This is a genomic window from Rhodococcus sp. KBS0724 (genome assembly GCF_005938745.2).
Classification (GTDB): Bacteria; Actinomycetota; Actinomycetes; order Mycobacteriales; family Mycobacteriaceae; genus Rhodococcus_F.
This window is the reverse complement of sequence record NZ_VCBX02000001.1, coordinates 227924-244295: the sequence shown is the minus strand read 5'-3', so window position 1 is coordinate 244295 and position 16372 is coordinate 227924. Positions and strand designations below refer to the sequence as shown.

Annotated in this window: 12 protein-coding genes; 2 read left to right on the top strand and 10 right to left on the bottom strand. The window is 63.4% G+C overall.

Features of this window, described 5'->3' with window-relative positions:
- Window positions 1-91: 91 nt before the first annotated feature.
- The 7 genes from FFI94_RS01080 to glf all read right to left on the bottom strand — a co-directional run bounded on the left by FFI94_RS01080 (window position 92) and on the right by glf (window position 10060).
- Window positions 92-1978, bottom strand: coding sequence for an alpha/beta hydrolase-fold protein (locus tag FFI94_RS01080; protein ID WP_138871364.1), 1887 nt, complete (start codon window positions 1976-1978; stop codon window positions 92-94).
- A 335-nt stretch (window positions 1979-2313) separates the two neighbouring features.
- The gene (locus FFI94_RS01075; RefSeq protein WP_138871363.1) at window positions 2314-3324 is read right to left on the bottom strand and encodes an alpha/beta hydrolase family protein; all 1011 of its coding nucleotides are present in this window, start codon (window positions 3322-3324) and stop codon (window positions 2314-2316) included.
- A 316-nt stretch (window positions 3325-3640) separates the two neighbouring features.
- The gene (gene zomB / locus FFI94_RS01070; RefSeq protein ID WP_138871362.1) at window positions 3641-5557 is read right to left on the bottom strand and encodes a flagellar motor control protein ZomB; all 1917 of its coding nucleotides are present in this window, start codon (window positions 5555-5557) and stop codon (window positions 3641-3643) included.
- On the bottom strand, window positions 5535-6440 hold the full coding sequence (locus tag FFI94_RS01065) for a decaprenyl-phosphate phosphoribosyltransferase (RefSeq protein ID WP_138871361.1): 906 nt from the start codon (window positions 6438-6440) through the stop codon (window positions 5535-5537). Before FFI94_RS01065 ends, zomB begins: the two co-directional genes overlap by 23 nt.
- Window positions 6437-6955, bottom strand: a complete 519-nt coding sequence (locus FFI94_RS01060; RefSeq protein WP_138871360.1) for a phosphatase PAP2 family protein — start codon at window positions 6953-6955, stop codon at window positions 6437-6439. The genes FFI94_RS01065 and FFI94_RS01060 overlap by 4 nt, the downstream gene beginning before the upstream one ends.
- Entirely contained in the window at window positions 6936-8849 is a 1914-nt protein-coding gene (locus FFI94_RS01055; protein WP_138871359.1) for a glycosyltransferase, read from the bottom strand. Before FFI94_RS01055 ends, FFI94_RS01060 begins: the two co-directional genes overlap by 20 nt.
- Entirely contained in the window at window positions 8846-10060 is a 1215-nt protein-coding gene (gene glf / locus FFI94_RS01050) for a UDP-galactopyranose mutase (RefSeq protein ID WP_138871358.1), read from the bottom strand. Before glf ends, FFI94_RS01055 begins: the two co-directional genes overlap by 4 nt.
- A 139-nt stretch (window positions 10061-10199) precedes the next feature.
- Here glf and FFI94_RS01045 point away from each other — a divergent pair, with 139 nt between their 5' ends.
- Window positions 10200-10766 (top strand): DUF3558 family protein, encoded by a 567-nt coding sequence (locus FFI94_RS01045; RefSeq protein ID WP_138871357.1) that lies wholly within the window; start codon window positions 10200-10202, stop codon window positions 10764-10766.
- A 30-nt stretch (window positions 10767-10796) separates the two neighbouring features.
- Here the strand turns inward: FFI94_RS01045 and FFI94_RS01040 are convergent, their stop codons facing one another.
- The 3 genes from FFI94_RS01040 to FFI94_RS01030 form a co-directional block, all read right to left on the bottom strand.
- Window positions 10797-11948, bottom strand: a complete 1152-nt coding sequence (locus tag FFI94_RS01040; RefSeq protein WP_095887643.1) for an acyl-CoA dehydrogenase family protein — start codon at window positions 11946-11948, stop codon at window positions 10797-10799.
- 2 nt (window positions 11949-11950) lie between these two features.
- Window positions 11951-13132, bottom strand: coding sequence for a thiolase family protein (locus FFI94_RS01035; protein ID WP_045066844.1), 1182 nt, complete (start codon window positions 13130-13132; stop codon window positions 11951-11953).
- 95 nt (window positions 13133-13227) lie between these two features.
- Window positions 13228-14670 carry an amino acid permease gene (locus tag FFI94_RS01030; protein ID WP_138871356.1) on the bottom strand — a complete coding sequence of 481 codons (1443 nt, stop codon included), beginning with the start codon at window positions 14668-14670 and terminating at the stop codon, window positions 13228-13230.
- A gap of 155 nt (window positions 14671-14825) precedes the next feature.
- Between FFI94_RS01030 and FFI94_RS01025 the strand changes: the two genes are divergently transcribed.
- On the top strand, window positions 14826-16319 hold the full coding sequence (locus tag FFI94_RS01025; protein ID WP_138871355.1) for a PucR family transcriptional regulator: 1494 nt from the start codon (window positions 14826-14828) through the stop codon (window positions 16317-16319).
- Window positions 16320-16372 lie beyond the last annotated feature (53 nt).

Sequence of the window (16372 nt, the reverse complement as noted above, 5' to 3'; positions counted from 1 at the left end):
AGTCCATCATCAGGTTACGCAACGCACAGCGGGCAGGCACCGATCCGTGATCGGGCCCGCCCGCCGTGCGTTGTGTGTCGTACGTTGCGTCCTACGGGTGAATCTCGGTCTTGCCGTCGATCACCGTGATCCAGCCGAACTGGAAGTTCTGCTGAGTTCCACCGGCGATGTCGAACTTGTCACTGAGCGGGTATCCGAGCTTGCCGGTTTCGTAGCCCACGCTCTTCCAAGCGTCGAAGATCGGGCCGTTGGCGACGGACCAGGCACCCGTTGCGGGGCTCCAGTAGATGTTGCCGCCGTCGAACTCCGTGAAGCGACCGTTGTCCTTGATCCCCACTTCGTTGGACTTCGGGAACCCGAGCCAGCCGTTTTCCCAACCGAGTTCGCCGTACTTGCCCATGATCATGCCGAGCACGGCGTACGTGCCGTTTGCACTGTTGTACATAGCGCCGATTTCGAAGCCCTGTACGTTGCCGGCCTTGCCGGGGGTCGCGATCTCCGCTGCGGTGGGGTACTTGAGCGGTCCACCCTCGTAACCCTGCGCGGCCCATTCGGAAAGGATCGCTCCGCGGATGGCGTGGGCGCCGGTCCACCAGGTCCAGTAGATGGAGCCGTTCTGGAAGTGGTTGAACCGTCCCTGACCGTCCGGGGTTCCGAGTTCAGCGGTGGTCGGGAAGCCGAGCGGACCGGCAGCTGCGCCGGTATTCATGTATTCGCCGGCGATACGGCCCGCGATGGGGTTCGCGCCCGTGGCGGAGGTCCAGTAGATGCGACCGTTGCGGAAGTCCTGAGCCAGGCCACCCGCGACGCTGTACTCGGCAGTGACGCAGTCACCGATCCAGCTGTTTGCCGCTGCGGTTGCCGCGATGGCACCCGAAGCGCCACACGCCGGCTTCTCGACCTCGGTGCCGAGCGCGTTGGCGAGCTGCGGCCACAGCTGATGAAGCTCGAACTGCCAGTACGGCCACGAGTGCGTGCCGGACGGACGGTAATTGATCTGCGCGGGAATGCCGAGCGAGTTGAGCTTGGTCGCAAACGTCTGCGAGGTCAGGCGCGCAAGAATCTCGAGGCCCATGCCGGCGTAGTTGGTGCTGACACCGGGGATTCCCGACGGCTGATCGTACGGTCCGGTGGTGCCGCTACCGCTCGAGACGTACAGGCTGACGCCCTTGAGCTTGTCGGCCTGGGTGTACGGATCGTGGGCAGCCCACTGCGGGTTCGACGGCGGGCCCCACATTGCTGCGGAGTTGAACTTGCCTGCGTCGTTCATCGCGAACTGGATTGCCTGCGGCATTCCGAGGGACGTCGTGGTGAGGATGCCGGAGAGCGATGCGGCGAACTTGAAGAATCCGGGGTTGCGCGCGGCAAGAGACATCGCGGCGGTGCCACCCATGGAGAGACCGACCACTCCGCGGGTCTGCGTTGTGCGCCAATCATTCTCGAGGATGGACGGAAGTTCCTTGGTGAGGAACGTTTCCCACTGGTAGAACACACCGTTGTCGGCTTCGAGCCAGTCGGAGTAGAAGCTGGACTGTCCGCCGACGGGGAGAATCACGTTGACGTTCTTGTCCGCGTAGAACGACTCGGCATCGGTTTCGGCGGTCCAGCCGTTTTCGATGTCCGTGGCGCGAAGGCCGTCGAGCATCCAGACAGACGGGAAGGTGGCCGACGGGTTCACGTTCCAGTCACGGGCCAGAAGAATCTGGACCTGAATGGGGATTCCCATCGACGGGGAGTTGATCCAGAGTGCGACCCGGCGCTCGCTGAGCCATTCGACCTTGCCGACGGTGGCGCCGCCCTGGTTCTGGGTTGCGGCGGGCGCGGTGAGAGCCGGACTCGGCGCAGCGGCAGCAGTGCCCGCCGTGGTCAGGCCTGCTGCGATCGGCAGAACCAGCAGAGCTGCCAACGCTCCGACGACCTTGGTTCGATAGGTCCCGAAGGACCGACTGCGGTCCCGCTTGGCAAGGCCTACTCGCATGAGTTCACTCTCTTTCCCTTACTTCCGGTCCGCGTGTCTTACTACCCGGTGTCTCACGTACTCGGTGTCTTCACGTGCTCGGTATCTCACGTGTTCAGTGCCTACGCGGCGAGGCATCTCTGCCTCGCACACCACCTCGGCGACCAGAGCCCTGTCGAAACTCTTTCTACACGGAAACGACTCCGCCTAGGTGTTGCCGCGCTGTTACTGGTGGTGCAATTGTTACCGATGTTCCTGTTTACGGCATCCCCTGCAAAACAGAAGTGCCGTTCCGGTCTTCCTCGCGGAAGTCCGGAACGGCACTTGTCTGTATTAAGTCTTGCGGTGAAGCATGGTCACCAGGCGTTCATGGTGTCGAGAATCTGGCCGCGGGCCTTGAACAGTTCCTCGGACCAGTACGCCCACGAGTGGGTGCCGTTGGACGGGAAGCTGTAGGTGGCCGGAATACCGAGCGTGTTCATCCGGATCTGGAATGCCCGGGTGTTGGCCAGCGCAAGTGCTTCGAGGCCCATGGCGTTTGCCGTGTTGTAGTAGCCGACCAAGCCCTTGGGGTTGTCGTACTTACCGGTCAAACCGCTTGCTGCGGAGATGTACATCGACAGGCCCTGGAGGCGAGGCGCGAAGACGAACGGGTCGTTGCGCAGCCATGCCGGGCTCCACGGGGGTCCCCACATGGAGTCGACGTTGAAGCGGCCGGCATCGAGCATCGCGACGCGGATTGCTTCACGCATACCGGGAGCCGAGATGTTCAGGTAACCCGACAGCGAGCCGGCGAACTTGAACTGGTCGCGGTGGTACGCAGCGAGTGTCAGTGCGGCACTTCCACCCATCGACAGGCCGAGGACAGCGTTGTTGTTGCGCGAGACGCCGTAGTTCTCGAGGAAGTTGGGCAGCTCTTCCGTGAGGAAGGTCTCCCACTTGTAGGTCATCTGCTGACCGTTGAAGTTCGAGGGTGCGTACCAGTCGGTGTAGAAGCTGGACTGTCCGCCGACGGGCATCACGAGAGTGATGTTGTCGTTGCGGTACTGCTCGAGAGCGTTGGTCTCGAAGGACCACGCATTGGCGTCGTCACGAGCGCGGAGGCCGTCGAGCAAATAGAGGGCAGCGTTTCCGCCGCGAGCGGCCCACTGGACCTGGACCTTGATGTTGCCCATTGTGGAGGGTACCCACAGTTCTTCGAATCCGCCCCACGGCGCGGTCTGAACCGGCGCTGCGTGCGCGGGAGCAGCGGTAGCAACTGCGCTACCGGCGACGCCTGCGGCAAGGGGAAGCACGAGTGCTGCCGCACCGATGGCAAGTGCTCGGTGCTTGAGGCGCTGTGTCAGCCTCGTCGGGGCAAATCGCATGGATACTGCTCTCTCTCTTCGTCTGCGGTAGCTCCCCTCGAGAGAGGAAGTACCGACGGATTCCGTCGGGGAACAGGTATGTGCGCCAGCCTGGACAAACCAGACTGGCAGCGGACCTCGTTCCAGTCACACTGCGCTCGGTGGACCCTATGCCACAGGTTTGGTTGTGACAAATGGATCTCAGCCACCGGGCGCTTCTCCCCTGGTGCTCACGGGAGCATTTCGGGTAGGTGAATCGTCTTCGGATACATCGGTGCCGATCACGGGAGCGTTACGGGATCGCAACATGCATTCTCCCGCGGCACAGTGATCCGCATCACTTTTGGGTTTCAAGTGGCACAAGACCACATCGTTGTAGTTCGTAGGCGGGCACTCGATCGAATCGATACTGCGCCAAGTCGAATGCCTGACGGAAGTTCTGCTTGAATCGCGCCCACGTCAATTCACTGCGGTAGGAGGTAAGCAACTCCTGCGTTTCCGGGCAGGTCAGCGCCAGCTTCGCGTCAGCTACCCATTCCTCGTCGAGGAAGAAGGGCAGCCACGGGTGGACGTCGATCATCCCGGTGTCCGCAACCACCCAGTCCGGATACAGGTTCTTGTCGTGGCCGATACGGCCGTCTTCCAACCTCTCCGTGTGCGCGGCGAGCGGGTACGCCAACCCCATCTGATCGAGCACGCGAACATCGAGTCCGACATTCATGCTTGTCATACCGAGGTTCAGGAAGAAAACGACGTGCTCACCCGGTTCGTCGATCGGCCCTGGCGGCGGAACGACGAACCACGCGTTGTAACTGGGAGACGGAATGAGTAGTCCACCGTCCGGGGTGTCTGCGATGGTTTCGACCATTGCTCGCATCCAGGGGTAGTCGAGGTAATCCTCGGCTCGGATCGGATGCTCGTGACCGGTGTTGAGGGCGTAGAACGCACGCTCGTCGACGATGCCCGAGCGTCCGACGATCGATCCCTCGGGCATGCCGGTCGTGTTGGCCGCGGCGGCTGCCCACACTATGGTTCCCAACCACAACACTGCGGAGACGCCGAAGATCGCGGTGTCCCGGTTCCGGCCGAATGCCGTTCGCGCCGGAACCCGAAGCGGAATAACCGCCACCGGGATCAGAAGGCAGAACAGCACGGGGAGCAGGACGCGGCCGTGCATGAAGTCGCCACCGACTCGAACCGAATACACACCCAGGATCAGGCCGCTACCGAGAATGAACGTGACAACAGCGCGTGGGGTGCGCAGCCATGCCTGCAACCGCACCCAGCGTGAACCTGACACCGCCTGGGCCACGGACGTGCGCTCGGTCCTGCCGATCGCAAAGATAATCAGCGCGCCGGCCAGGAGGAACAGCAGCGGCAACCACAGCAAGTACGGTCCGACGAGATTCCACAGGTAGGCAAATCCTTGCGACCACTTTGCGCCGCCGGCATCCTTCGAGACCGCGGTGTTGGGGTACGGAAGTCCGTAGTAGCCCATACGCCAGATCTGGTACGCCACCGGAACGAGCCCGGCGACAACCACGATCAGCGCGCGGACCTTCCACGTCAGACCGGCGGAGACGACGATCATCATCAGCGCCAGAGCACCAGGGATCGCCATCTCCGGGCGCACGAGTGGCCCGAGTCCGGCAACAAAGGAAAGGACCAGAATCGACACCGTCGACGGCACTGACGCCTGGGCCCACCGAACCATCAGCAACCACAGCAGCGCGATCCAGAAGATCACCAGGCACGTCTCGAGTCCGGACGTCGCAAAATCTCGGGCGGGCGGCACGGCAATGTAGACGAGAACACCGGCAGGAACGAGGAAAACCGTCCCGCCGACGCCTGGGCGCATATCGCGGTACAGGCGGGCCGTTCCGAGCATCGCCAAGACCACGGCTGCGGTCGTGAGCACCAAAGCGATTGCGAGGACGACATATTCGAGTCGGATCTGTGTCAGCCAACCGAAGGCGTAGACGATGTATGTCCACGCGGTACTCGTATTCGCCTCGACGCGTTCACCGGCGTTGAAGACGGGACCGTTACCGGCCAGGAGATTTCGCACTGTCCGCAGGACTATGAGTCCGTCGTCGGCGATCCATCGGCGCTCCCACGCACCCCAGAACGTGAGGACGGCAGCAAGCACCACCCCGCCGAGGAAAACTACTCGGGTAGGGGTGGTGCTCGGTGCCGCGGTGTCGGCGACCTGGTCGGCTTCGGTGGCCGGCTCAGACGATGTAGACAGCGACACCCACTACTCCGATCCACGCCACTGCGAGGAATTGCAGAACCCGGTCACCGAGCGCGATTTCCTCGGGTTCGCCGGCTTCGCCGCCATCGACGTCCACGGCGTACCGGAGCACGGCAACGGTGAAGGGGACCATCGAAATGGCGTACCAGTTGGTGCCCTTGATGTCGTCCTGTTGGAAGGCCCACAGTCCGTAGCAGAGGACGAGTGCCGTCGCGGCCATCGTCCACACGAAGCGCAGGTAGGTCATCGTGTAGCTCTCGAGCGACTTGCGGATCTTGGCACCGGTACGTTCGGCCAGTTTCAGTTCGGCGTACCGCTTTCCGGCGGCCATGAACAGTGAACCGAATGCCATCATCAGCAGGAACCACTGCGACAGCTCGATCTCGGCTGCCACACCACCGGCTATGGCGCGCAACAGGAATCCGGACGACACGATGCAGATGTCGATGACGGCCTGATGCTTCAAACCGAAGCAGTACGCAAGCTGGATGACGATGTACACGCCCATGACCACGGCGAGTTGCCAGTTGGCGAAGAACGAGAGACCGATCGAACCGGCCAGCAGCACCACGGCCATGCCGTACGCGATGTTGACGGGCAGAACTCCGGCCGCGATGGGGCGGAAGCGCTTGGTGGGGTGCGCTCGGTCTGCCTCGACGTCCATCGCGTCGTTGACGAGGTAGATGCCGGACGCCGCCATGCAGAACACGACAAATGCCAGCGCGACGGGCAGGAGCACGTCGACTTCGGTGGCTGTGCCGGCCGCGATGGGCGCGGCGAGCACAAGAACGTTCTTGACCCACTGACGCGGGCGGAGCGCCTTGACGATGCCGGCGGGCAGGGACTTAGGGGGTCCGCTGACCGTGGCCGCTTCCTCGCTCATTTCTCTCCATATTTCTGTTCGGCCTTATGCACCAGCGCCGCGGATGCGGCGCCCAGTGCCGCACCGGCAAGCACGTCGGTCGGGTAATGAACTCCCAGAACCAGGCGCGAAAGCATCATCGGGGGCACAAGCAACGCCGGTAAGGGTAGCCCGGTGAGTCGACCGATCAGGACAGCCGCCGCCGTCGTCGACGTGGCGTGCGAGGACGGGAAGCTCAGCTTGCTCGGCGTCGAGACGTTGACCTGCAACGACGGATCGGACGGGCGTTTGCGCCGGACGACACGCTTGATCACGACCGACGCGGCGTGCGCGCCGAAGGCGCCGACGGCAGCACCGGCCCATTCACGGCGACGCGGCTTGTCTACGGCAGCACCGACGGCAGCGATCGCGATCCACCCGAGGGAGTGCTCACCGAAGTGGGACATGCCGCGGGCAACCTTCACTGCTCCCGGCACCTGCCCGACGGTGGACTGAATTCCGGCCAGAATCCGTACTTCAGGAGATACCGAAGACACGTTCCCACCTTTCCGTGCTGGTCAGTGAAGGAACGGCATCCTGGTACTGCTTCTTCAGTTCGGGGAACCTGGCGGCGAGTTCGCGGCGCAACCGGGTGGCTTCCTTGAGCAGTTCGAGTGCCTGCTTGGGATTGCGCTTGCGGTAGACGACTCCGCGGCCGTCGGCGGTGGTGACGGTGACGCCGTCCACCTGCGAGAGCAGGAACCAGCGGGCGTCGATGGTCGGCACGTTGAGCTGGGGGCGCTCGAGGTGTTCGGCCTTGGCCGGCTTCACGTTGTGCACGGCGGCGCGAAGTACGCGGGTCACCTTCGCGACGGTGGTGAGCGGCAAGCTCACATCCCCGACGTCGGCACCCGACGGCAGTGGCAGTTCCGTCGACGACGGCAGTACGACTGCGTCGGAGAATTCCTTGCGCTGGGCGTGTACCTCGCCGAGTGCGGTCGGCAGCATGTTCGCGACGTGCTCAGGACCGGCGAGGAAGTCGGCGATGGCCTTGTTCTGGATTGCGACGGTGGAGTATTCGAGGCACAGCAGGTGCTTGAGCGTTGCCTTCACCGTGTTGACCACGAGACCGCGGCCGTTGCCCGGCATGTGCAGTGCGGCCACGACAAGACGGTTGCGGAGGTGGAAGTACGCCTGCCAGTCGATGGCGTCGTCCTTGTCGCTCCACGCCATGTGCCAGATCGCCGCACCCGGAAGTGTGACTGTCGGGTAGCCGGCTTTCTTTGCGCGCAAGCCGTATTCGCAGTCGTCCCACTTGATGAAGAGCGGCAGGGGCTGCTTGATCTCTTCCGCGACCTGACGCGGGATCATGCACATCCACCAGCCGTTGAAGTCGACGTCGATGCGGCGGTGCAGGAGCTTCGATTCGCGCAGCGGCTTCTTCGAGAAGTCGTGGTCGTATTCGACGTTCGGCGCTGCGGTCCACATGAAGATGCCGCGGTTGACCACTTCACCCATCACGTGGAGGTGGCTGCGTTCCTGCAGGTTGAGCATCTGGCCGCCCACCAGCATCGGCGATTTCGCGAAACGCGAGAAGGACAGGGCGCGCAGGATCGAGTCTGGTTCGATCTCGATGTCGTCGTCCATGAACAGGATGTGCTGGCACGACGTGTTCTTGAGTGCCTCGTACATGATTCGGCTGTATCCGCCGGAGCCGCCGAGGTTACCCTGATCGTGAATGGTGAGGCGATCACCAAGCGCTGCAGCAGCTTCGGTGAATCCAGGCTCGTCGCGCACCTTGCGGGTGCCCTGATCCGGCATGATGACTGCCTTGATCACGTCGGACACCAACGGATCGGATGCGAGGGCGGCAAGCGCCTTCACGGCGTCCGTCGGGCGGTTGAACGTCGGAATACCTACGGCGACAGTCGCTTCGCCGGGAGCCTCGACGGGCGCATACCAACCGCCGCTCTCGACAACGACGGCCGAATCGGTGGTGATGTCGAACCAGATCCACCCACCGTCCTCGAACGGCGCCAACTCGACCTCGAACTCGAGACCGGCGTCGCCGTCGTGGAATTCCTTGCCCTCCACGTGAATACGCGAGGAATCCGCCTTGGAACGGTAGATGTCGACGCGGCCGTGGCCGGACAGTTCCAGACGCAGGACCACCGATTTCAGGATGGACCAGCGTCGCCAGTAGCTGGCGGGGAAAGCGTTGAAGTAGGTGGCAAACGAGACCTCGGTCTCGGCGCCGAGGGCTACCGAGGTGCGCGAGGTGGAGTGTGCGCGTCGACTGTTGGACCAGGACTCTTCCAAATAGAGCGTGCGAACGTCGAGTGGTTCACCGGCGCGCGGCAGGATGATCCGCTGGAGCAGCGACTTACCGAGGTAGGTCACCTCGTCCCCTGCGTCGACGTTTTCGCCCTCGAGTAGATGACGTGCGTTCATTCGCTCTCCCCTGCCAATTCCGCACCCGATTCCAGATGCGGACGCAGGGTGTTCTCGAACATCGTCAGTGCGCTGGCGATAGCCATGTGCATGTCCAGGTACTGGTAGGTGCCCAAGCGGCCACCGAACAGGACCTTGTTGTCAGCGGTTTCCGCCTTGGCGCGACTGCGGTACGCGGCGAGCTTGTCGCGATCCTCCGGCGTGTTGATCGGGTAGTACGGCTCGTCGGTCGACTCCGCGAAGCGTGAGAACTCGCGCATGATGACGGTCTTGTCGGCCGGGTACTCGCGTTCCGGGTGGAAGTGGCGGAACTCGTGGATGCGGGTGAACGGGACGTCCGCGTCGTTGTAGTTCATGACCGGGGTGCCTTGGAAGTCGCCGACGGGGAGAACTTCGGTCTCGAAGTCGAGGGTGCGCCAGCCCAGCTCACCTTCGGAGTAGTCGAAGTAGCGGTCGAGCGGGCCGGTGTAGATGACGGGTGCGTCGGGGTTGGCGCTGCGCAATTCGTCGCGGACGTCGAAGTAGTCGGTGTCGAGACGGACCTCGATCTTCGGGTCCGTGACCATGTTCTCGAGCCACGCGGTGTAGCCGCCGACGGGCAGGCCCTCGTACGTGTCGTTGAAGTAGCGGTTGTCGAAGTTGTAGCGGACGGGTAGGCGGCTGATGTTCGCCGCGGGCAGCTCGGTGGGGTCGGTCTGCCACTGCTTTGCCGTGTAGTCACGTACAAAGGCTTCGTACAGCGGGCGGCCGATCAGCGAGATCGCCTTCTCCTCGAGGTTGGAAGCGTCCTTCGCATCGATCTCGCTGGACTGCTCGGCGATGAGCGCGCGTGCCTCTTCCGGCGTGAAGTACCGGCCGAAGAACTGCGAGACGAGGCCCAATCCCATCGGGAACTGGTACGCCTGGCCCTTGTGCAGCGCAAAGACACGGTGCTGGTAGTTCGTGAATTCGGTGAACTGGGTGACGTAGTCCCACACCTTCTTGTTGGAGGTGTGGAACAGATGCGCACCGTACTTGTGGATCTCGATGCCTGTCTCCGGCTCGGGCTCGGAGTAGGCATTGCCACCCAGGTGGTGACGGCGATCCAGAACCAGCACTCGCTTACCCAACTGGGTGGCGGCGCGCTCGGCGATGGTCAGCCCGAAGAATCCCGAACCGACGACGATGAGGTCGTACTGAGCAAGGGCGGTCTCTGAATTTGCAGCGGTCACGATGAACCAGGGTATCGGACCTGCCCTACCGGGGGCGTATTAGCAGTCGTGATCACACCCGCTGTGGAACCGACACCCCGGTTCGATACGTCCAAGCCCGTGGGCTGCCCGGGTGGGCAGCGGGAGGTGGGGCCCGAAGATGACACGCATAGTCGGAGCGCTGATGCTGGCGACCATTCTGGTCTCGGTGGTGACCGGATGTGGTCGCAGCGTCGAAGGGACTGCGAGGGCGCAGGCGGCAACGGCCACGCTCGAACAGTCCCCTACCAGCATCACACCGTCCCCCGAACCAGCAGCCGACGAGGGTCTGTGCAACATTCCCGACGACGTCGCGACGGAGTTGAACGTCGACAAGTCCACCGCTGAGCGGTCGATGGAATCGGCTACCACGCTGCTGGACGACTGCGCGTGGCGTGGCCCGGATTTCGAGTTGCGAATCGCGAGCTACGACGTTGCCACCGCCCCCTTTGCAGCGCGCCTTTCGCAGGAAGTCTCAGCCGACAGCAGAGAAATCACCATCGGCACACATCAGGCATTTGTTCTCACCCAATCCGAGGAGGAGTTCGAACCCGGCTGCGTGATCGTCCTGGACATGATGGACAACAGCATCGTGGTCATCAGGGAAGACGACACCTACGTCAGTCGCGCCAGCATGTGTTCTCGCGTCCGTTCTGCCGCCACCGTAATCGAAGACGCCCTGGAGTGAGATGGCCAGGGCGTCCTCGAGAGCTGGCGTCTACAGGCTCTTAGCGATGATTCCCTTCATCACTTCGTTGGCGCCGGCGTAGATCTTCTGCACGCGGGAGTCTTCGTACATGCGCGCGATCGGGTACTCGCGCATGTAGCCGTAGCCGCCGTAGAGCTGAACACAACGATCGACGACGGCACACTGCTGCTCGGTGAGCCAGTACTTGACCATCGCTGCGTCCGCACCGTCGAGTTCACCGTTGAGGTGATCCTCGATGCAGTTGTCGAGGAACACCCGGCAGGTGCGTGCGATCGTCTGGCACTCGGCCAGTTCGAATGCCGTGTTCTGGAACTCGAAGAGGCTGTGCCCGAACGCTTGACGCGCTTTGGTGTAGGCGACGGTCTCTTCGACGGCCCGTTCGATGGTGCCGATGGCCTGAGCGCCGATGATGAGGCGTTCCTGCACCAACTGCGCCATCAGCTGACCGAAACCGAGGCCTTCGGACTCACCGAGGAGGTTCGAGACGGGAACGCGGACGTCGGTGAACGAGAGCTCGGACGTGTCGGCTCCGTGCTGGCCGACCTTGTCGAGCACGCGGCCGACGGCAAAGCCTTCGCAGTCACGAAGATCGACGATCAGGAGCGAAACGCCCTTGGCGCCGGCCTTGGGATCGGTCTTGACCGCGAGCACGATCATGTCGGCGCTGCCACCGTTGGTGATGAAGGTCTTCGACCCGTTCACCACGTAGTGGTCACCGTCGCGGATAGCCGATGTGGTGATGGCCTTGAGGTCGGAACCTGTTCCCGGCTCGGTCATTCCGATGGCACCGAGGATTTCACCCGTCGCCATGCCCGGCAGCCAGGCCTTCTTCTGCTCTTCGTTGCCGTACTCGAGCACGTAGTGCGCGACGATGCCGCTGTGCACGGAGTTACCAAGCGCGTAGTCGCCGCAATACCCCTGCGCCTCGAAGACTGCGAGATCGTGCGCGAAGGTTCCGCCGCCCCCGCCGTATTCCTCGGGGATGGAGCAGCACAGCAGGCCGAGCTTGCCGGCTTCGAGCCACACGGACCGGTCGACGCGATGCTGGGCGTCCCATTGCTCGCGCTTCGCAATCAGCTCACGATCGAAAAATCCGCGGGCCAGTTCTGCGACTGCGGTGATCTCGTCGTCGTACCACGACGGCTTGCGCTTGGTTCCCATGATCAGACTCGCTTGAGCAGGGCTGCGAGGGCCTGGCCGCCGCCGATGCACATGGTGACGATGCCGAATTCGAGGTCGCGGCGGACCATGTCGCGGGCAGCGCGCAGGGTCAGGATCGCGCCGGTTGCGCCGACGGGGTGTCCGAGCGCGATGGCGCCGCCGTACGGGTTGGTCTTCTCCGGGTCGAGGCCGGCGTCACGGATGACGGCGATGGCCTGCGAGGCAAATGCCTCGTTGACCTCGGCGGTGCCGATGTCGGACGGCTTCAAACCTGTTTGCGCAAAGAGCTTTTCGAGGGCGAGCACGGGAGCGTAGCCCATCAGGCCCGGCTCCATGGCTGCCGTCGTGACAGCTTCGAGGGTGACCAGACCGGTCAGGCCGCGCTTGGCTGCCTCCGTGCCGGTTGCAAGAACGAGGGCTGCGGCGCCGTCGTTGATGCCAGACGCATTACCGGCGGTGACGGAGCCACCCTCTTCGAATGCGGGGCGCAGCTTCGCGAGGGTTTCCATCGTGGTGCCGGGCTTGGGGTGCTCGTCCTCGGTGACGGTGACGGAGCGACGGCCACCGGTTTCGACGGCGGTGATCTCCTCGGCGAAGGCGGCCTTCGCGGCGTCGGTGGCTGCGCGTCGCTGCGATTCGACGGCAAACTCGTCCTGCTGCTCGCGGCTGACGCCGTACTTACGGGCGACAGCTTCGGCGGTGCGGCCCATGTGGGCGTTGCTGAAGGGGTCGGTGAGCATCGCGACGGTGCCGTCGACGAGGCCGTGATCGCCCAACTTGAAGCCGGCGCGGGCGGAGAAATCGTAGAACGGCATGCGGGACATGCTCTCGTCGCCACCGGCGAGAGTGATGGCGGCGGCGCCCCAGCGCATCTGCATCGCTGCCGACCAGATTGCCTGCAGACCGCTGCCACAGAGGCGGTTGACGGTGTAGGCGGGAACGTTCTCGGGCAGTCCGGCGGCGATGCCGACACGGCGCGCGTTGTAGGCGTCGGGGCCGACCTGGCCGATGCAGCCCATGACAACCTCGTCGATGTCCTCGGGTGCAACGCCGGCGCGGGTCAGCGCGGCCTTGGCAGCCGTGGCTCCGAGCTCGTGGGCGGGAACGTCCTTGAAGACGCCACCGAAGCTACCGACCGGGGTGCGAGCCCCGTCGACGATGACGATCGGTTCGGGTGTGGTCATGATTGTCCCCATCTGCTGTGCGCACGGCGCTCGAAATTCTCGGTCCGTGGCCGATACTAGGACATCTAAGTATCGCGCAGATGGGGACGTAGGCGTCAGGCCTTTGTTGAGACTTCCACCGTTGAGACTTCCACCGTTGCGACTTCCACCGTTGGGGTTACCTCCGCCGGCGCGGCCTCACTCTTGTCGTCGTTGCGGTAGCGGTAGAGCCCGATCCCCACGAGGATCGCCGCCAGGCCCAGGGACACGAACATCTGACTACGCGTCGAGTCGAGAACGATCATTCCGATGCAGAGCGCGATGATCGCGGCAATGGTGGCGTAGGTGAGGTACGGGAACAGCCACATCTTCAGTTCCAGTTCCTGGCCAGACGCTTCGAGCTTGCGACGGGTTCGCAACTGGGACACGGAGATAACGAGCCAGACGAAGAGCGCGATCGCACCGGAGGAGTTCACCAGGAACAGGAAGACCTTGTCCGGGGACAGGTAGTTCATGCCGACGGTCAGGAATCCGACGATGGTGGAGACCAGCACGGCGCGCATCGGGACGCCGGTCTTCTCGATGCGGGAGAGCGACTTCGGGGCGTCGCCGCGGCCGGCGAGGGAGAAGATCATGCGGCTTGCGGTGTACAGGCCGGAGTTCAGGCAGGACAGGACTGAGGTGAGCACGACGACGTCCATGATGTTGCCTGCAGCCGGGATGCCGTACGAGTCCATGACGGCGACGTACGGGCTCAAGGCGACAGATGCGCTGTCCCACGGCAGCAGCGTGACGACAACGGCGATCGAGCCGATGTAGAAGATGAGGATTCGCCACACGACGGATTTGACGGCTGCGCGAACAGCTTCCAGCGGGTTGGCCGATTCACCAGCGGCAATCGTGGCGATTTCCGCTCCGAAGAACGAGAACACCACCACAAGGACTGCGGCGAGCATCGCTCCCGTGCCGTTGGGCAGGAATCCGCCGTGGCCGGTCAGGTTGGTCATGCCTGGTGCTTCGACGCCGGGCATCCATCCGCAGATCGCTACGACGCCCATTCCGAGGAACGCCACGATGGCAACAACTTTGATGGATGCGAACCAGAACTCGAACTCACCGAACGACTTGACCGAGATGATGTTGGTCAAGGTCAGCACGATCATCAGAATCAGTGCCCAGGTCCATTGCGGAACTCCCGGCACCCAGCGGTTCATGATGAGAGCGCCTGCGGTGGCTTCGATTCCGAGGACGATGATCCAGAACCACGCGTACAGCCAGCCGATGGAGAAGCCGGCCCAGCGGCCGATGGCCTTGTCTGCGTACGAGGAGAACGACCCGGTTTCCGGGGATGCTGCCGACATCTCGCCGAGCATGCGCATCACGAGGATGACAACGACGCCGGCAAGTGCGTAGGAAATCAGGACGCCGGGGCCCGTTTCCTGGATCGCCACGCCGGAGCCGACAAACAGTCCGGCCCCGATGACGCCCGCGATCGCGATCATCGACAGGTGCCGCTTCTTCAGCGTGTGCTGAAGCGCGGGTTGGTCCGTACTGGACATCGAAACTCCTTGTGGGATTCTTCGGTGGGATTTGGGTGACGCTTTTTGGCTAGCGTCAGTGTCGGACCTCGAACCCCGTCGCGACAGGCTCCACTTTGTACAAACGTGACCGCAGGCACTACATAGTGGCGCGAACAAGGTGCCAGACTGGACCCATGCCGATCACCCTGCGTCAGCTCTGCGCGACCGAACAGTTCGGCCTGCGTGTCCTGGCCGGACACGATCAGCTCGATCGCACCCTGACCTGGGCACATGTCTCCGAACTACCCGACCCGACGCCCTTCCTCGACGGCGGTGAACTACTCCTCATCACCGGAGTGTCACTACCCATGACGGCCGCCGGGACGACCCGATTCGTGCGGACCCTGGTAGGCGTCGGAATTGCGGGAATCGGTTTCGGAACCGGCCTCGGATACGAGGAAGTACCGCAGGCTCTTGTGGATGCGGCCACCCGTTTCAACGTGCCGCTTCTCGACGTCCCTTTGCGAACGCCGTTCATCGCACTGACAAAAACGGTGTCTCGGGCGCAGTCCGAGGACGACATGAAAGCCCTGCGCAACAACTATCAGAGTGTGCGTCGACTGCTCCAAGCCGCCGTGACGGTCAACGGAACGCGGGCAGTCGTGCGCCGGGTCGCGGAATTGATCGGAGGATGGGCAGCCCTGCTGGACTCGGCAGGGCACACCGTCGAGATATCGCACACCGCCGCGGCCGCGGGAATCGAGCGCACCGCCCCCGAGCGCGATACCCGCCCGATGGAGGTCAGCTTTGTCACGAGCGAGAACGAGGACGTCATCTCTCATCCGCTGACTACGTCACGGGGCAAGCTGATGGGATACCTCGTCGCCGGCTGCCCCGGCGCCGTCGGATCACTGAATCAGGGCATCGTGATTGCCGCGGCTTCCCTGCTGACATTGATGACGGCCCGCACCCGAGATGCGCAACTGACGATGAATCACTTGCGCACGGTAGCGATGCATCAGCTCTTCGAGGGCCAGAATACGCTCGCGCGCAACATTTCCGGAGAACTGTGGGGCGGATTTCCGGTCGAGCCCTTTCAGGTCTTTCACGTCGCGGGCCCCGTCGGCCTGCTCGAGAGCGTGTCCGTCTCATTGCTCGACGGCCTCAGCCGCGATTTGGCCTTCGGCATCACCGACGGCGCGCTCATCGCCGTTGTCTCGGCCACGGACAGTGGCCGAATTCTCGCTCGCGTCAAAGGTATCGACGTAACCGTCGGCGTGTCGGACATGTTGTGGTGGGACGATCTTTCGCGCGCCAGACGGCAGGCCGCGCAGGCAGCGGCGGAGGCTAGTGCGCGAAACCTACCGTCGATGCGGTTTGCGGAACTCTCCGAAAGTGGATTGTCGGCGTTTCTCGATCAGGATCGGTCGTCGGCTTTCGCGGCCGCCCATCTGCGGCCACTACTCGAAGCAAAGGGCGGCAGCGACCTCTACCGCACCTTGGCCATGTGGCTGGCCCACAACGGAGTCGGCGACACCGCGGCTACCGCACTGAACATTCATCGACATACGTTGCGCAGCAGACTCGCTCGCATCGAGAGCCTCCTGCAACTCGATCTCAGCTCCCCGACCGAACGCGCCGAACTGTGGCTCGAATATCGACTGCTCGGCGACGCCCCCACCATCTGATTTCCGGCCGTAAACGACCTGTCGGGCCTACACCGGATTGCGGCGAGGCCCGA